The sequence below is a fragment of the Limosilactobacillus ingluviei str. Autruche 4 genome (assembly GCF_000312405.1).
Lineage (GTDB): Bacteria > Bacillota > Bacilli > Lactobacillales > Lactobacillaceae > Limosilactobacillus > Limosilactobacillus ingluviei.
On sequence record NZ_HE997173.1, the window covers coordinates 508,564 to 525,005 of the forward strand.

The following is a 16,442-nucleotide window of genomic DNA, read 5'->3' on the forward strand; positions in this document are numbered from 1 at the left end:
CCCCATCAGTACCAAATATTGTAGAACCCATTTTTAAAAGTGTCAACCTCTAAGGGTATTGTACGAATTGAAGACCATAATTTTCTTCAACTATTAGAGCTAAGCCGTCAATTCCTTTCCGTAAGTCAGTTTTCCCACAAACGATATAGACATGCCGCGGCGCGGCCCAGTTAATCAACATGGTTCATCATTACAGTTAGTAACTTGGCAGCTAATTCAGGATCAGCACCTTGATAGAGGTTTACTCTTAGCTTATTTAAGGTAAACTGAAGCAGCTAACGTTTTTGCCGAATGACGCTTGTTGGACAGCGGTGAAACCGGCTTGGCCGTTGGCGTACCTACCTCTACAACTTCTTGAATCATAAATAAAGACCTCCTATAGTTGAGTTTCCCTAAGTATAGAAGGTCCTAATTAAAGTTTAAATCCGGTCGGTTATGCTGTGCTTATCGTAAACAACAAAATAAGGACGGAAGCCGGATTTGATAGATTACGGTAAGAAATCAAGGAGCCAAACGAAAAATTGGAAAGTAGAAGCACATGGTCCATCAGCGACAAAAATCGTTTGGGACCATCTAGCATTGAATCATGATTCAAACCGCCCTTGACATGAATCTAAGAAGATAATTTTTTAAGATTGCAACATCATTTTTCCTGAAATGTCAATTTAAGGGAGTATAATATTTAAGAAGATTCAGTAATTAAAGGAGATTAAAATATGGTTAAATCAATTTCTATTCGAAATGTTAAAAATTTTGACATTCCAACCGGTCTTACTGAAATTACAAAAGCTAATGTTCCTCTAGGAACAATTAATCGTACTCAAAAAACCTTGACCACAGAAAGCAAAATTAGCTTTGAAATTCTTAAGTGTACTTTTTCTAAAGACATTAACGAAGAAATCAGTGCTTATATTCCACAACTCGAAGAATATATCTCTCTGGATCAATTCAAAAAGAAATTTGCTTTTAACATGTATTACAGCAAAGAAACTCAGTTACTGTTTTCCGAAGCCATTACTCCCGTAACCAAAAGTTTCTTATCTGCGTTAAAAGATACTCCCCAGGTTACTTTTGATTTTAGCAATATTCATTTTGATTTTGATAAAATCTCCCCGTACTTTGAACAAACAAAGGGAATTCGCTTTAATAGCAATGATCAAGGTGTTAACAATAAAACATTCAATGGTACAGCTGTTGATGAAAATACCGAAGCATTATTAGCAATCCAAAATGATGATGCTACTCAAATTATTGGTGTTATGGATATTGGTAACACTGCCTATACTATTTCAATTACACAATCTGGCACATTAGTTGTGTATAACAGAATTTCTCGTTTTGATGAAAAAGAAGTTCCGATGCTTGAATTTGCGGTCAGTGCATTTCAAAAGTTGCAGTATATTCATTAATTAGTTATCGACATTCCTTTTTTAATTAAATATGAGAGGAACGTCGATTTTTAATTTTATATTAAATTAGAGAATGGGATACATTCTGCAATAATACCATCTAAATCACTAATATGTGTTGTATCAGCATAAACTTCATTTTGTCTAACACTAACGGTCAAATCTCTATTTTTCTTAAATTTCAATTCGAAATTATCGATATTATAGAATTTAGGAACTCTAAACGTTAAACGATAAAAAGGATTAGGAGAATTTTTAGGCAGACTAATTGCAACTCCAACTCGTGGATAGTCATTTTCAATTTGTTCCAGAAACTTACTTCTAAAATCCTTAGCCAACCTCCAACAGCTCATTACATCACGCATAGATATTTGAAATTCAAGCTTCACAGCAATGTTACCTATTTTTGGTGGAATTCCATCATTACTTATTTCAAGTAGAAATTCTACTTGAGTGTTTGTTATCAGTCTTCCTTTGTAATAACCACCACCGTATTCTCCAGGATGTCCCTTTAAAAATTTAAGGCTCAAATCTCTGATAGCTAAACGCAAACCCTTATTCACCTGTTTAGTAATATCATCATTCTCATTTGCAATATAAAAAATCACTTTAAATCTAGTAGTTCCATTCTTAATAAAGCTCATTACCGAATTGAAAAATTTATATATTAAATCAGATTCTTGATACAAAGAATTAAAAATAGGAGCCAACGCAGCAAATCCAAGAAGGTTTACATATGTTTTGTGAATTATCGAATTATAGACATTTATAATTGTGAAAAATAAGGAAAGGGCTAACAATATCATCACCATTACATGTTTCATAATAAAAGTTACTCCTTTCCAAGGATTTAATATAGACAGTATACTACACAATAGCTAATCATCAACTTGACGGGGAATTACACCAACAGTTGGACTACGCTATTCTCCAAACTCTTTTGTCACGGTAATCAGGGCCGCGTGGAGGACCTGATCCATATCGTAGTAGCGGTACTGCCCGAGCCGGCCACCGAAGATCACGTTCGGCTTAGTGTCAGCGGCCAGTTTTGCATATTGCTTGTAGAGGCTGTTGTTGGCCTGGTTGTTGACCGGGTAATATGGTTCATCCCCGCGGTGCCAGTCGGCCGGGTATTCCTTGGTGACGATCGTCTTGTTGGCGTCGCCCTTGCCGAATTCAAAGTGCTTGTGTTCGATCACCCGGGTATACGGGGTTTCGTCGTCCGTATAATTGACAACCGCGTTCCCTTGGTAGTTGTCAACATCCAACTCTTCGGTTTCAAACCGCAAACTCCGGTATTGGAGCTCACCGAGCTGGTAGCCAAAGTACTGGTCGATCATCCCGGTAAAGACAATCTTCGGGAATTCAGCTTCGTATTCCGCTTGCTTGGCAAAGAAATCGACCCCGGTTTCGACGTCGATCAAGTCGCTGGCCAGCATCTTTTCAACGATCTGAGTGTAACCACCAATCGGAATCCCTTGGTAGGCATCGTTAAAGTAGTTGTTGTCGTAGGTCAGCCGGACTGGCAAGCGGCGAATGATGAAAGCCGGCAGGTCGGTCGCCTTTTGGCCCCACTGCTTTTCGGTGTAACCCTTGACCAGTTTCTCGTAAATGTCGCGGCCAATCAGCGAAATGGCTTGTTCTTCCAGGTTGGCTGGTTGCTTGCCCGCCATTTCTTGCCGTTGCTCATCAATCTTGGCCTGAGCTTCGGCCGGCGTCTTGACTCCCCACATCTTGGAGAAGGTGTTCATATTAAAGGGGAGGTTGTAAATTTCACCGTGGAAATTGGCAATCGGTGAATTGGTGTAGCGGTTGAATTCCGCGAATTGGTTGACATAGTCCCAAATTTCCTTGTTGGAAGTATGGAAAATGTGGGCGCCGTACTGGTGGACCTGAATCCCGGCAATTTCCTTGGTGTAGATATTTCCGGCGATGTGGTCGCGCTTTTCAATCACCTTCACCCGCTTACCGCGCTTGGCCGCTTCGTAAGCAAAGGTCGCGCCAAACAGGCCGGCCCCGACGACTAAATAATCATACTTTGACATATTCTTCTCCTTTCAACAATCTAATAAATATTGTTGTATCAGTAGTTAGTTGCCATAATCTTGATATTTTTTTAAATTATCACGAATTAATTTACGATACACCAGAAAATATTTAATAGTGCATGGCCGCCACCAAATCGTTTTCTTTAGTATAAATAAGAAACTTTGAACTGGGCTCAGCTGCCATGGTTTTTGAGGGCCGACAAAGTGAATCACTTTTTCATTAGTTTTTTTCCAAATATGTTTACGATAGTAATCAACATGATTCACAAACACATTGTATTCAGATCCCAAATGTAAATCTGGGGTATTACGCCAAAAAGGAAAACCACTATGAAGAATATCTTGATCACCTATTGGCGTATCAGAAGTCGTAGGCACAAGATTCAATAATCTCTCACTCTCGCCCTTTTTAGGAACAATCACTAACAATCCCGAATTCAATTCATGATAGTCGTTCCCAGGATATTCCGCATCAGCAGATACAGCCGACATATTTTTTCTCTCAAATAAGTTATCTAGGTTACTTACAACTAACATATCCGAATCCAAGAAAACTAGTTTGTCATAGTCAGTAAAATCAAATATCTTTAATTTAGAAAAAGTATTAGTCCATTTTGGCTGATTACTATTCTCATTTTCTCTAGCAATATTGTCATTTGCAACAATAGGTTCTATAAGTTTAACAGATACATTATTAATTGACTGTAAATAATCAATAATTTTCTTACTTACTCCCCCTTGTTTATTTATCATTATCAGCAAGGGGTATTTACTTTTCACAACGTGCAGTGAGGCAATTAATCCCAACGTACCTTGGAGATACCCATCATCACCCAAATATGTTACATAAGAGTACTTCATCTTCATTACTCCTTCTCAACGATGTGCAAGCATCGACTTTAACTCTTTGCGCTTAGATATTAAGATTGCACCAGTTACTATAATCCCTACTGCAAAAACTGCTATATCAGATTTAATAATGAATAAACTAAATGAGTAAGCTAGATATACTACGTGACAGAAAAAGATATCACCAAAATGCAATCTAATTTTATTATCTTTAGCTAAATCTCGGTAACGAATAATCAATACAACAAAAAAGAAATAACATTAGCAAGTGCAGCTCCAAAAATTCCAATAAAATGAATCAATACCAAACTTGCTAATAGATTAATTAGAGCACCATAAATTGTAGTTATAAGAATAGGAGCAGTTTTTTTGGTAGCGGTATAAAGTGTACCTAATACACCAGAAAGACTAGAATAAATTAATGACCACAAGACTATATAAGTAATTTGCCAAGCTGAAAAATAACCTGGTGCAATTACCACTTTAAATAAAGGTCGCACAATAGCTAAAATTAGAATTGAACAGCAAAGTAAAATATACATAAAGAAGTTAAAAACGTTTGAAATAAATAATTTTGCATCTTTATTATCATATTCTTCAACTGCTGAAATTTGCCATGATTGAAAAAAAATAGTGGTTAATGTATTAAGAGCATTTGGAATTTTATTCGCCATTGCATAAATTCCGTTTGCCCCAGCTCCTACCATAAGGGTAATGAATAACCTATCAGACGATGAATTTAACCACCAAGAAAATGCATTAGGAATTAACGGCAAGCTATAAACTAACATTTTTTTAGTAAGTTGAACATCAATAAAAGAGATGTTAAAACTGAGATGAATTTCTTTAATGGTCAATAGGAATAAGATTGCAGTAGCCTGTCCAATAATCATTGATAAAACGTACCCAGACACTCCAATCCTAAGATAAACCAATAAGATGATATTCATTACCACCATAAAGAATGTATTAATCATTCCAGCAATAGCAAACATTTTTGAATAGCCTATTGCACGAGCAAAGTTAGAAATCAGCGAATAGAAAATGGTACAAATTAAGAGTACGGCAGACAAAAATATATGATATTCCTTTAAAAAGCTGCTAAATTCAAATAATGTACCAAGAGCCAGTGTAAAGATAGCTGCAAGTGTTGTTACTGCAATCCCGCTACTAAAAACTCTTTTCACATTATTTTCTTTATCCATTGCAAAACGAAAAACAGCGTCAAATATCTCTAAACTCACAATAGGGCACAGTAATGAAACCATAGTTGTAATAATATCTGTTTGACCGAATTCTTTTGTTGAAAGGGCAAACGAATATAGAGGAACCATGACAAATTGCATTAGTTTACTGCCGAGATTCCCAATCGCAAAAATCACTGAATTCCCAATAAGCTTCTTATATTTATTCATTAGGAAACCCCAAGTTTTGTCCTTAAATCAAGTAAATACTTTTCTTTAACTCTTATCTCATCCTTATCCGATAAACTTTCTAGCTCTTGTATCGATTGCCTAAGTGTTTCACCATCAAGCTTCTTGACTAATTTAATATAATTTAAATCTTTAATCCACTGGTAAGTTCCAATAATTTTGTAGTCTAATGACTTAGTTACAATACATGGCGTTCCAGTAATCGCTGCTAATACCATACCATGCATTCTATCAGTAACAACTAATTTAGCCCGATAAAATTGATTGATAATCGAATTAACTTCAACTTGACGATTTGAACTATCAATTCTTCGAGCAACATAAGTATCATAAATGAACGTCTTCGAGTCAAGCTCAGCTACGGAGTTTAAAATAGAGCCAACTGACGTTTGAACACTTTCCTCATCACTACGAAGACATGTCATTATAAATTCCCTATTCTGCTCATTCCTTTTTGTTGCTAATGAAAAGACAATATCAGGAATGAACACTACTCTAGACTTAGGGAAATTAACCTTCATAAATTCAAACGTTCGATTTTCTCTAGCACATAAAGTAAGATCTTTACATTTATTGAATAATTTTTGAGTGCGCTTTAATAAAAACTCACCATACTTCGAATCACTATAATTAGTAGTTTGCGTTAAAATAATTATTTTGTATTCAAATAAGTTCCGTACAATACATTGTCTTTGTTGCTCAGCAGTTTTGTACAAATCACCCATATTGCCTCCGCCATGGAGAACAACTATATCATCTTTTGTTATACATTTTTTTATTAAATATATATCTTTATATACATCTTCATCATATGTTGTAATAACATCGTAGTCAGCAAATTCTCTTTTAAAAAGCTTATACGTTGCTTCCGCAATTGCCTGATCACCTAGGTTCCCATGTGTTGGAACCATCATATAAAAAATTCTTTTTTTATTTTTATGTGCTAAAAATTTTTCACTATCTTGAGTTTTGCCCGCATACTTCGCTACTATCAACCACCGTTTTATTTCATTCTTTATTATTTTGAACAAATCTTTCATATTGAAATTCCTTCTTAAGAATATTTAATCAAGCACCATTTCCTCATTATTTTATTTTTTAGGTTATCAAAAGAAGCTTTGCTTTTTTTTGAATTTAATGCCACACTTTGCAAATCATCAATTGGTGTAATACACCCTAAACGATAATTTTTTTGAATGATTTTTGATGCCGCAATTTGTTTTACTTTTTTAGTTTGCGAAATCCCCTTCATATTAATTCGATACCGTACCAATGGTTCTACAATTAAACCGTAACTATATCTTAATATCGCTCCACGTACTACAAAATCATAATCCTCGCACGCTTCAATCTCACGATATCCCGCTAAATTCTCAAATATCCTTCGTTTTCCCAACCAAGTTGGATGGGGCAGACAATCACCATATTTCAGATAATTATTTATTCCTCTAGAGCTTATTGGATACTTTGTTCCTGTACCAAGGAGATTACCTGACTCATCCATATCAACAACATTAGAAGCAACTAAATCGACTCCAAAATTATTAATATACTCAACTTGTGACTCAATTCTTTTCTCAGTCGACCAATCATCAGCATCCATTCTCGCAATTAAACTACCGTGTGATAAATCTATTGCTTTATTTAATGTCTTTGGAAGTCCTAGATTTTGTTCATTTGTATATACTCTGACGCGAGCATCATTATTAGATATACTCGTTAAATATTCTATAGCTTCATGATGGTCTGGATTATCAATAATAATCACTAATTCAAGATTTTTATATGTTTGATATCTAATTGAATCAACTGCTTGTCTAATATACTCTATTGGTTCATTGTACACTGGTATTAGTATACTCACTAAGTCACTCAAATTTACACCTACTTTAAATACTGTTGGTGACGTGTAAAATCACCACGTAATCCGTCACCAACAGATTTTATATACAACTGCCATCCTTCAAAGTCAAAATGACGAGTAATTAAAAATAGCCAAGTATATTGCAAAAATTTAAGTGGAATTTTATATCCTTGACCGTAATGTTTATAAATATAAGTATAATTACGGGCTAAACATACCATGCGAAGCTTTGAGTCCACATATGGTGCTGATGTTAAGCCAAAACATATTTTAACAAGCGGTAGTTTTTGTGATGGATGATAAAATTCTGCATCTAATAACGTAACTGGATTGATTCCTTCTTTTTTGCACCGCCAATAATGATCATACTCGTCTCCCCAGATGAAAAAGTTTTTATTAATGTATCCAACCTTTTCGACACAATTTTTAGTTAATAAAACTCCGTTAAACGGAGTGACAAAATTCATAATTTTACCCCAAGATTGTTTCAAATCTTGATATTCTATTACCTTAACCCCCTTCTTATTTCTTACTGGCCAGGAAAGTTGAGAATGGTCAGCTATATCAATGGAAACAGGCATTAGATAGTCATATTGATCCACTTTTGTCATTAATTGTTCTAAACAATTTGAACTAGGATAACCATCATCATCCATCATCCAATATAAATCCGTATCGAATTTTTCAAAAGCAAATTTCATACCTAGGTAGAACCCTCTAGATCCTCCTCCGTTAAATTCACTTCGATAAATAAAAACATTAGTTTTTCCATGTTGAAAAACCTTTACTGGAACATTTCCAATTACCTTACTAGAATCGTACCCATATTTATTAGCTAAATGCTCTTCTGTTTGATCACTTGAAGCGTTATCAATTATCAAAATATTATCTATTAATGCACTTTGAGCAAACACAGCCTCCAAACAGCGAATTAATTCTTTTTTTCGGTTATAGGTTACAACAATTGCAGTAATAGTATTTCTAGTTGTCATTTTCTAAAAATTCCTTTGCTTGATTAATTCCTAGCTGTGTAATTTCAAAAGCACGTTTTTTAGCAACATCTGGTGAGATTTTGCTATTGAGTGCCACGCCAATTTGTTCAGACAATCTTTTAGCATCACCCGGCTCATACAAATACCCATACTGTCCCTTATTTAAGATTTCACTAGGTCCAACGTGACAATCAGCAGCAACAACCGTTGCACCACAAGCCAACGCTTCCAAAATTGACATTGCAAATCCTTCTGAAATCGATGCATGAATAACAACTGCTGCCTTAGCCATATACGAAAAAGGATTTAAAATATTTCCTAAAAGGATTATCCGGTCTTCTAATTCTTTATTTTTTATATACTTTTTAATAACCGTTTTATCCGGACCATCACCAGCAATAACTAACGAGTAGATCTTCCGAATCCTTTCAGGGAGCAAAGAATAGGCTTCAATTAAAGTTAGGTAATCTTTTGATCGTAAATCTAACCTTGCAGCAATAAAGAAAAAAGGCTGCTCAATTTTAATGGGTTGATCTGCCTTTTTGTTAATTTCAGCGTCAATAAAGTTAGTACAAACAACTGCTTTTTTAGGATCTATATGACGACTTTCCTTCATCATAAAGAAAAGTTCTTTTTGTGATTCAGATATAAAAATTAAATTCTTACATCTGCCCAATAGCCACCAATATACTGGATAAGTTGCAGCATTTTTTAAAGCCTCAGGATTACAATGAATCCAAGAATTGACATTTTTAGGATTTAAAATGTACGAGAACAGAAGCGTCGTTAAAGTATCGCTAAAGTTGATGATTGAAACATTTGAATGTCGAAACTGTTTTCGATATTTAATAGCAGCATATACAGTCATTACTAAGCCAAGTGGACTTCTTTTTAGGTGATAACGATTCCTTATTAGAGTAACATTTTTAGGCAATGCATCAATTAACTGTTTGTTAGTATTAGCGTGTAACGGAAATAACAATGCATTTATTTTCAAATTATTAGTCAGATTATAAAAAACAGTTTCTACTCCACCTGTTTCAAATTGATTTGTGACAAAAAGACTCTTTTTTTCAGAATTCATTAGCTATCCTCTGTCAATTTTACAATTGGGAACTTATGCGGCTTTTAAGAGCAACTGCTAATGTAATTACAAAAAGCATATTGCTAACCGTCATCAATGATTCCCCTTTAAATTCAAATAATACAAGCAATACTACAACACTCATTACAAAAAAACTAGCATTTAAATTTTTTAGCCGATCATAAATAGCTTTCAAAAGTGGCAAAATTTGGAGGTAATACAAAAATTCGCCAAAAATGCCAAAAAATAATAACGGTCTGAGAAAACCAACGTCTGTTGACATGTAGTACTTCCCCATTACAGTATAATATCCATCCCCAAATAAAATAGTCTGCGAACTAGGATGAACAAACATGGACATTAACACAGTTGATGACTTTGTTGAAAACTTTCCTGAATCCAAATAGTTAAAGAAGCCTTCAAACATCCAATTAATACTGTTAATTTGCCTTAAAGTTTGCGCATTGGCAACAAAAAGAATAATTACAAGAATACCAACTCCACATATTGATAGTAACATTCCATATTTATTATAAAAAATGGCCACATAAAGCAACGTCATAGCGATCAATACTAGAGATACTAAAAAACCAATCCGTCCATATAAAGCGGTACCGATTAATGAAATAACCACTCTAAGAACATAGGGCTTCATACTTTTTTCTTATTAATACTGATAACTATCAAATAGCAACTCAATAACACTGAGATTGTACACATTAATGTTGCACCAAAGCCTGAAAAACCTTGTAATCCAAATCGCGTATAATACGTTTGACTATATAATTGCTCTAAACGCTCAGCGCTTGTTGTACTAGAGACACTAATGATCCCTGCATAAAAATTATGGAACGATGGAATCAACAAGAAAATTGAACATATTACATAAAGGTTAATAGCATCAATAATTAAGTCGAGATACCTAATTACTGTTTGACACAGAGCTAGTGTTCCCATTAGAACGATAATCCGTCCCCAATAGTAAAGGAAATAGCTAAAATAACTGGTATCATTTGTATTTTTTACAATTGGAACGACATAAGCAAAAATAGTAATAATTGCCAATATAAATAAATAGCCAATGACTTTTGATAGATATTTTCTATCTACTTTTCTCTTATTTAATTGAATGAAAAAAATACATACAAAAACTATTGACAAACCATAGTAGATCAGATTTTGTAACGTAGAAATCCCATTTAACCGAAAAGGAAATAACACATACATCATCCAACACAGTTTTAACAATCGAAACTTTTCACCACGATCATTTTCTAAAAATTTTTCTTTTGCTGTAATACTCATCTAATGTTCACCCTACTATTTCAAGTAAATTAATTTGAATATTTAATTACACCTGCTATCCCCCACCGTAAGACACATTCTAAACTTTTAATCAATCCAAATTTCCTATAATTACGATAGAATTGATAATGAACCTTAATCAACTTACTTTTCTTTCCAGTTAAAGAATTCTTTCTTAAGCGATACTTTGCGAGTAATTCGGAGTTTCCATATGCTACACCTTCCAGATTTACAACATCAATCCAAAAAGCATAATCATCTAATAAGCTCTTAAGTTCTTCGTGTAGATAAATCTTTCCATATTTAGACTGATCATATAAACCAGCTAAACATCCTATATAATCAATCGCTTCCATATCTTTAGAAGTAATTACTGGCTTGGCTTTGACAGGCTTCAAGATGTCATTTGAATCTTCATCTATTCTTCCATACGTACAACATACACACACTGCATTCTTTTTTTTCATGAAGTTAATTTGACTATTCAAAAAATCTGGCATCCAAAGATCATCTGAATCCAGTAATGCAAGATATTGCCCCTTAGATCGTCTGATACCGTTATTACGTGCTACAGCTGATCCTGCATTTTTCTGCGATATTTGAAAAATTCTACTATCATCTTTATCAAATGATCTTACTATATTGACTGAATCATCTGTCGATCCATCATCTATTACTAATAATTCCCAATTAGTATACGTTTGTGATTGAACAGATTTTATTGTTTCAGTTAAAAATTGTTCACCATTGTAGCAAGGCATAATAATAGACACTAGTCCTTGTTGGTAGTCATTTATCATAATTAATTATTTTCCTTTGGTTTATTATTAGTTTTTCCGTCATGGATCCCACGACTTTGGATAACATCAAAAATAGTTTTAATTATAATTTTAACATCCGATTTTAAGCTTAGAGTTTGAGCATATTCTCCATCATAACCAGCTTTTTCAACATCCGTAACTTCATCTCGTCCACGTACTTGAGCAAGTCCCGTTATTCCTGGTAAAATCTGCTCTGATCCATTAGCCCGACGTAATTTCAGAACTTTTTTTTCTTTGGGGATTAGCGGACGCGGGCCAATGAACGACATCTCCCCTTTAATGACATTAAATAACTGTGGCAACTCATCTAAGCTCGCTTTTCTCATGATCCTACCACTTCTAGTAATGTAGCTTTCCGCACTACTGAATTCCGAAGTCGCCATTTGGTGGGGGGCATCATCACTCATTGAGCGAAACTTGTAGATCGTAAAAAGCTTTCCGCCTTTTCCTACTCTTTGTTGCTTGAAAAGAATCGGCCCCTTGGAATCTAGCTTAATCCATACCGCCAAAATTCCCATCAAAGGGAATAGCAAGATGGCAAGTAAAGTAGCAAATACGAAATCAAAAAAACGTTTAAATACTGACCCATACAATCTCTTTGATCGATTGCTTTGATCACTCGCTGGAATTCCCATTGCATTTCCTCCCTTCAAAATAAGGGGAGCAGGTACTTAACCGTTACTGTAATAAGCGGCTCTGTGTCCCCCCCCCCTATAAAATTTAAAATAAGCCCAAAAACTTCTTTTTCTTCTTTAACGGTCGCCAATGCATCGCGACCAAATCGCCATTGATCAAAGCTTTGGCGTTGGCTTGGTACTGATCAGCGACATCCTGGCCAAATTGTTTAGCCAGCTTGGCCAGTCCTTCGCCCAGTTCGTATTCGCGGTGCGAAAGCGCATGGGCGTCCGAGGCCAGAATTGTCCCCTGACCGGCGGCAATGAACTGGGTCGTGACCTTTTCAATTTCCTTGCCAAAGGTCCCTAAGTAGGAACTGGCGGTTAATTGGGTCAGACAGCCATTTTGTAAGAAGTCGGCTAAGAGTTCCGGCTTGTTAAGGATCTGCTTATTGCGCTCCGGGTGCACGATCACCGGGGTGATCCCGCGCTGCTGGAGCTGGAAAATTACCGACTTAGCGTAGTTCGGCACTTCGCTGCTTGGAAATTCCAGCAGCATGTACTTGCCGTCGGCATCGGTAAAGAGGATGTCATCTTCATCTAAGGCCGGGATAATTCGATCACTCAGCCGCACTTCCTGGCCAGCAAAGATCGTCAGCGGAATGTTAGCATCCTTCAAGGCCGCTTGAAAAGCCGTCGCCGCCTTTAAAACGTCTTGCTTATGGTTGACGTACCGTCCATTCAAATGGTGCGGCGTCACCACCGCATGGCTAACCCCGTCGTTCACGGCATCTTGTGCCAATTTTAATGACGTTTCCAAATCTGGTGATCCATCATCTAAGCCCGGCAGTAAGTGACAGTGCAGATCGATTAAGCCCATGAGACCTCCCCTTTCCCCTGCTAAGGCAGGGTATCAATTTTTGAATTACTTTTCTTCTTCCCCGTAGCCATAGCCGTAACCATAGCCGTAGGCAGCATCTTCGCCATCGACATCGTTCATCACGTAGCCGAGTAAGCGGGCCTTGGAAATCTTCAGCATTTCCACCGCCCGGGAAACGGCCGCCTTTTGGGTCACGCCGGCGCGGACAACTAAGATCACGCCGTCGAGCTTCCCGGACAAGGCCTGGGTATCGGTTACTTCCAGCAGCGGTGGCACGTCGAGGACGATGATGTCATAAATTGGTTCGACCGCGTCCAAGAAGGCAGTCATCCGCTGTGAGTTCAACAGTTCACTCGGGTTCGGCGGCACCGGCCCGGCGGGCAGGACATCGAGGTTTTCCACGCCAGAGTCCATGATCACCTGGCTCAGGTCGATTTCGCTGACCGCACTGGTCAGGACGGTCGTCAACCCGTGGTGGTTTGGCACGCCAAAGGTGGTGTGCAAGGTCGACCGGCGCAAGTCGGCGTCGATCAAAAGGACCCGCTTGCCTTCTTGGGCCCAGGTGATGGCAACGTTGGCCGTTACCGTTGACTTCCCTTCACTGACGTTCGAGGAAGTGAAAGCAACCCGGCGCAGCGGCTTGTCGACACTCATGAAGTGGATATTGGTCCGGATCGTCCGGAATTGTTCAGCCACCGGATTCTTCGGGTCGGCAACCGTGATCAGCATTGCCCCGTTGTCCATCGTATCGGTGGAGTATTTCTTATTCTTTCGTTTAAATAAACCCATGCTTTCTTCTCCTCCTTAGACCCGGCGCGTCCCGGCGTTGGTGTTGACTTGGCGCAATTGGAAGTTCTTGTCCATCCGGATCTTGCCGACTTGGCCGAGGTTGGTTAAGCCCAGTTCGTCGGTCATAAAGTCGTCATCGCGAACGGTCGTGTCCATCAGATCGCGCAGCACGATCCAGGCAAAGGACAGCAAGAGCCCAAGCACCGCCCCGGCCAGGGCAAAGAGCTTCGGCCGCGGGAAGGATGGCTTAGTGGGCGTCGTCGCCTTGGAGACGATCGTGACGTTGTTGACGGACATCACCGACTTGATCTTCTTCTTAAAGGTCGAAGCAATCGTGTTGGCGACCGCCTTGGCTTCGGCCGGGTCATTAGCCTTGGCACTCAAGGCAAAGACTTGCGAGTTGGATTGGGTCTTGATGGAGACCATGCTCTTTAAATCCCCGGCTGACAAGTCGTAGGCCTTGCCGTGGCTGCGCACCGCCGGCTTAGCGGGCCGGACCAGTTGCTTGGTGCCGTCGGCTAAGGTTTCGTACTTGGCCGGTTGGGCTTCCTTGACCACCTTGACCGGATTGGACAGTTCCTTGCTGGCCGCCCCGAGGATCACCTGGTTGGTGATGATGTCCTTGTAGGTGTTGATCATGTTGACGTCGGCCTGTTGGTTGGCGTAGGCCTGACCGTTGTTGTCACTGTTTTTTTGGTTAACCAAAATTTGGGTCGTGGCCGTGTATTGGGCCGGAATTACAAAGGCCGCCAAGCCCCAGGCAATTACCCCGAGGCCAATCGTCCAGACGATAAAGAGGCGGAAGTGCTTCTTACAAAGCGCCAGCAAGCGGCGCAGATCAATCGTGTTTTCTTGTTCCATGCTTAATCATTCTCCGTTAAATTTACCGTATTCAGCCCCAGGGCCGTGCGAATTTCGTTTGAGATCCGTTGCATTTCATCCGATGGGACGACTTCAAAGGATTCGCCATTAATATTTTGGCTCTCCCCCTGCGCATGATCAGACTTGACCGTCTTGGTTGCGTCACGGTAGTTCATGGCGACCTTGGTCATGTCCTTGAGCGAGAAGTCGGTTTGCGATTCATTGGCAATTGAATTTAAGAAGGCTTGGTTCAAGATCGCCTTGTACGAAGCCGTTTTCTTTAACAGGGCCATGATGATAATCCGTTGCCGCTTTTGGCGACCGTAATCGCCATCCGGATCGTCGTAGCGCATCCGCGAGAAGGCAAGCGCCTTTTTCCCGTTCATCGTGTAGGTTGTCCCCTTGGTGAAGTGGTAGCCTTCGTAATCAAAGGTCAACGGCGACGTCACTTCAACCCCGCCAACTTGATTGATCGCCTTTTCCAGGCCGCCCATGTTCACCAGCAGATAGCCATCGATCGGCACTTGGTAGTACTTTTGAATCGTCTTGATCGTTTCCTTGACCCCGCCGTACGTGTATGCGGCGTTGATCTTGGCCGGCGATTCATCGGCATAGTCTGGCAGGTTCACCTTCATGTCCCGCGGCAAGCTGACGATCGTCGTCTTCTTTTGTTGCGGGTTGACGGTCATCATCATGATCGTATCCGTCCGCCCCTTGTAGGAACGGCCGAGCGCCCCGGTATCCGTCCCCAACAAGAGGACGTTGATTGGCTTTTTCGCCGCCAACTTCTTCGGCAGGTCGGTCTTGATCCCCGACGGCGAGTACATCGTGTTGGTGGCGACGCGGACGTTACGCCAAGCCATCCCGACAAAGAAGAGGGCCACCAGGGCCAAGATCCCGATCAGCGCCCAAATTACCCGCATCATCACCTTGCGCCGGTGGTGGCGGTGGTGATGATGGTGGTGATGGTGATGTTCGGGTTGTTGATATTGTTGTTCTGGATCCATTTTAATCCTCCCGGATCTCCGCATAAATTCAGCCGTCCCGGGTTCGGAGCGGCTTGCGACAAAACTTAAACGGTAGTTTTACCATTTAAAAAGAGAGTTTTGGCCGCTGAAGTAACCTTCAACGTCGCGACTCTCCCCCAAAAACTCTTTTTAAGAACATCTTAAAATTTACCCTTGATTTACTGTTGTGTCAATACTTGGCGCGCCTTTTCGCCGGTTGGGGCCGGCCGGAATTTTGCCCTAATTGGCCCCCAAGCCCGGTTTGACGGTCATTAGGCGCCTAACCGTTTACGAAATTTTATCGTATGATTATTTTTATTTTTGATCCCCCGTGCCCCGAAAAAAGCCCTTCCGCCTTTGGTGTGCCGGGCCAAAATGACGGACGCTGGTCTCTTCATATTTTGCTGGGCGGTGAGCAGACTGTGAAGGAATGATGATTTTTTGCAATTGACCACTGCGCCCCGCGAGATACGACATATCTAGAAA

18 protein-coding genes are annotated in these 16,442 nt (G+C 39.1%); 1 reads left to right on the top strand and 17 read right to left on the bottom strand.

Going from position 1 to position 16,442, the window contains the following annotated elements; all coding sequences use genetic code 11:
- Positions 1 to 49 precede the first annotated feature (49 nt).
- The gene (gene tnpB, locus BN54_RS10570) at positions 50 to 181 is read right to left on the bottom strand and encodes an IS66 family insertion sequence element accessory protein TnpB (RefSeq protein ID WP_081583791.1); all 132 of its coding nucleotides are present in this window, start codon (positions 179 to 181) and stop codon (positions 50 to 52) included.
- 535 nt (positions 182 to 716) lie between these two features.
- On the opposite strand from tnpB, the gene BN54_RS02485 reads away from it, so the two are divergent.
- Positions 717 to 1,409: a hypothetical protein gene (locus BN54_RS02485; RefSeq protein WP_019205559.1), complete on the top strand. Its 693-nt coding sequence runs from the start codon at positions 717 to 719 to the stop codon at positions 1,407 to 1,409.
- 56 nt (positions 1,410 to 1,465) lie between these two features.
- On the opposite strand, the gene BN54_RS02490 is transcribed toward BN54_RS02485, so the two are convergent.
- The 16 genes from BN54_RS02490 to BN54_RS02565 form a co-directional block, all read right to left on the bottom strand.
- Positions 1,466 to 2,233, bottom strand: coding sequence for a hypothetical protein (locus BN54_RS02490; protein ID WP_019205560.1), 768 nt, complete (start codon positions 2,231 to 2,233; stop codon positions 1,466 to 1,468).
- Positions 2,234 to 2,332: 99 nt separating this feature from the next.
- Positions 2,333 to 3,454: a UDP-galactopyranose mutase gene (glf, locus tag BN54_RS02495; RefSeq protein ID WP_019205561.1), complete on the bottom strand. Its 1,122-nt coding sequence runs from the start codon at positions 3,452 to 3,454 to the stop codon at positions 2,333 to 2,335.
- Positions 3,455 to 3,499: 45 nt separating this feature from the next.
- On the bottom strand, positions 3,500 to 4,318 hold the full coding sequence (locus BN54_RS02500) for a glycosyltransferase (RefSeq protein ID WP_019205562.1): 819 nt from the start codon (positions 4,316 to 4,318) through the stop codon (positions 3,500 to 3,502).
- Between the two features lie 224 nt (positions 4,319 to 4,542).
- Positions 4,543 to 5,721 carry an oligosaccharide flippase family protein gene (locus tag BN54_RS02505; protein ID WP_019205563.1) on the bottom strand — a complete coding sequence of 393 codons (1,179 nt, stop codon included), beginning with the start codon at positions 5,719 to 5,721 and terminating at the stop codon, positions 4,543 to 4,545.
- Positions 5,721 to 6,779, bottom strand: a complete 1,059-nt coding sequence (locus tag BN54_RS02510; protein WP_019205564.1) for a polysaccharide pyruvyl transferase family protein — start codon at positions 6,777 to 6,779, stop codon at positions 5,721 to 5,723. The genes BN54_RS02505 and BN54_RS02510 overlap by 1 nt, the downstream gene beginning before the upstream one ends.
- Positions 6,780 to 6,793: 14 nt before the next feature.
- A complete protein-coding gene (locus BN54_RS02515; protein WP_019205565.1) occupies positions 6,794 to 7,615 on the bottom strand; it encodes a glycosyltransferase family 2 protein in 822 nt (273 codons plus the stop codon).
- Positions 7,616 to 7,623: 8 nt separating this feature from the next.
- A complete protein-coding gene (locus BN54_RS02520; protein WP_019205566.1) occupies positions 7,624 to 8,595 on the bottom strand; it encodes a glycosyltransferase in 972 nt (323 codons plus the stop codon).
- Positions 8,585 to 9,679, bottom strand: coding sequence for a glycosyltransferase (locus BN54_RS09790; RefSeq protein WP_019205567.1), 1,095 nt, complete (start codon positions 9,677 to 9,679; stop codon positions 8,585 to 8,587). The genes BN54_RS02520 and BN54_RS09790 overlap by 11 nt, the downstream gene beginning before the upstream one ends.
- A 19-nt stretch (positions 9,680 to 9,698) precedes the next feature.
- Positions 9,699 to 10,334: a hypothetical protein gene (locus BN54_RS02530; RefSeq protein WP_019205568.1), complete on the bottom strand. Its 636-nt coding sequence runs from the start codon at positions 10,332 to 10,334 to the stop codon at positions 9,699 to 9,701.
- Positions 10,331 to 10,984 (bottom strand): hypothetical protein, encoded by a 654-nt coding sequence (locus BN54_RS02535; protein ID WP_019205569.1) that lies wholly within the window; start codon positions 10,982 to 10,984, stop codon positions 10,331 to 10,333. The genes BN54_RS02530 and BN54_RS02535 overlap by 4 nt, the downstream gene beginning before the upstream one ends.
- A gap of 29 nt (positions 10,985 to 11,013) precedes the next feature.
- Positions 11,014 to 11,784 carry a glycosyltransferase family 2 protein gene (locus tag BN54_RS02540; RefSeq protein WP_019205570.1) on the bottom strand — a complete coding sequence of 257 codons (771 nt, stop codon included), beginning with the start codon at positions 11,782 to 11,784 and terminating at the stop codon, positions 11,014 to 11,016.
- A 2-nt stretch (positions 11,785 to 11,786) separates the two neighbouring features.
- Entirely contained in the window at positions 11,787 to 12,440 is a 654-nt protein-coding gene (locus tag BN54_RS02545) for a sugar transferase (RefSeq protein ID WP_019205571.1), read from the bottom strand.
- Between the two features lie 85 nt (positions 12,441 to 12,525).
- On the bottom strand, positions 12,526 to 13,299 hold the full coding sequence (locus tag BN54_RS02550; RefSeq protein ID WP_019205572.1) for a tyrosine-protein phosphatase: 774 nt from the start codon (positions 13,297 to 13,299) through the stop codon (positions 12,526 to 12,528).
- Between the two features lie 45 nt (positions 13,300 to 13,344).
- Complete coding sequence (locus tag BN54_RS02555) at positions 13,345 to 14,088, bottom strand: CpsD/CapB family tyrosine-protein kinase (protein WP_019205573.1); 744 nt, start codon at positions 14,086 to 14,088, stop codon at positions 13,345 to 13,347.
- Between the two features lie 15 nt (positions 14,089 to 14,103).
- Entirely contained in the window at positions 14,104 to 14,949 is an 846-nt protein-coding gene (locus tag BN54_RS02560) for a YveK family protein (RefSeq protein ID WP_019205574.1), read from the bottom strand.
- Positions 14,950 to 14,951: 2 nt separating this feature from the next.
- Positions 14,952 to 15,956 (bottom strand): LCP family protein, encoded by a 1,005-nt coding sequence (locus BN54_RS02565; RefSeq protein WP_019205575.1) that lies wholly within the window; start codon positions 15,954 to 15,956, stop codon positions 14,952 to 14,954.
- Positions 15,957 to 16,442: the final 486 nt, after the last annotated feature.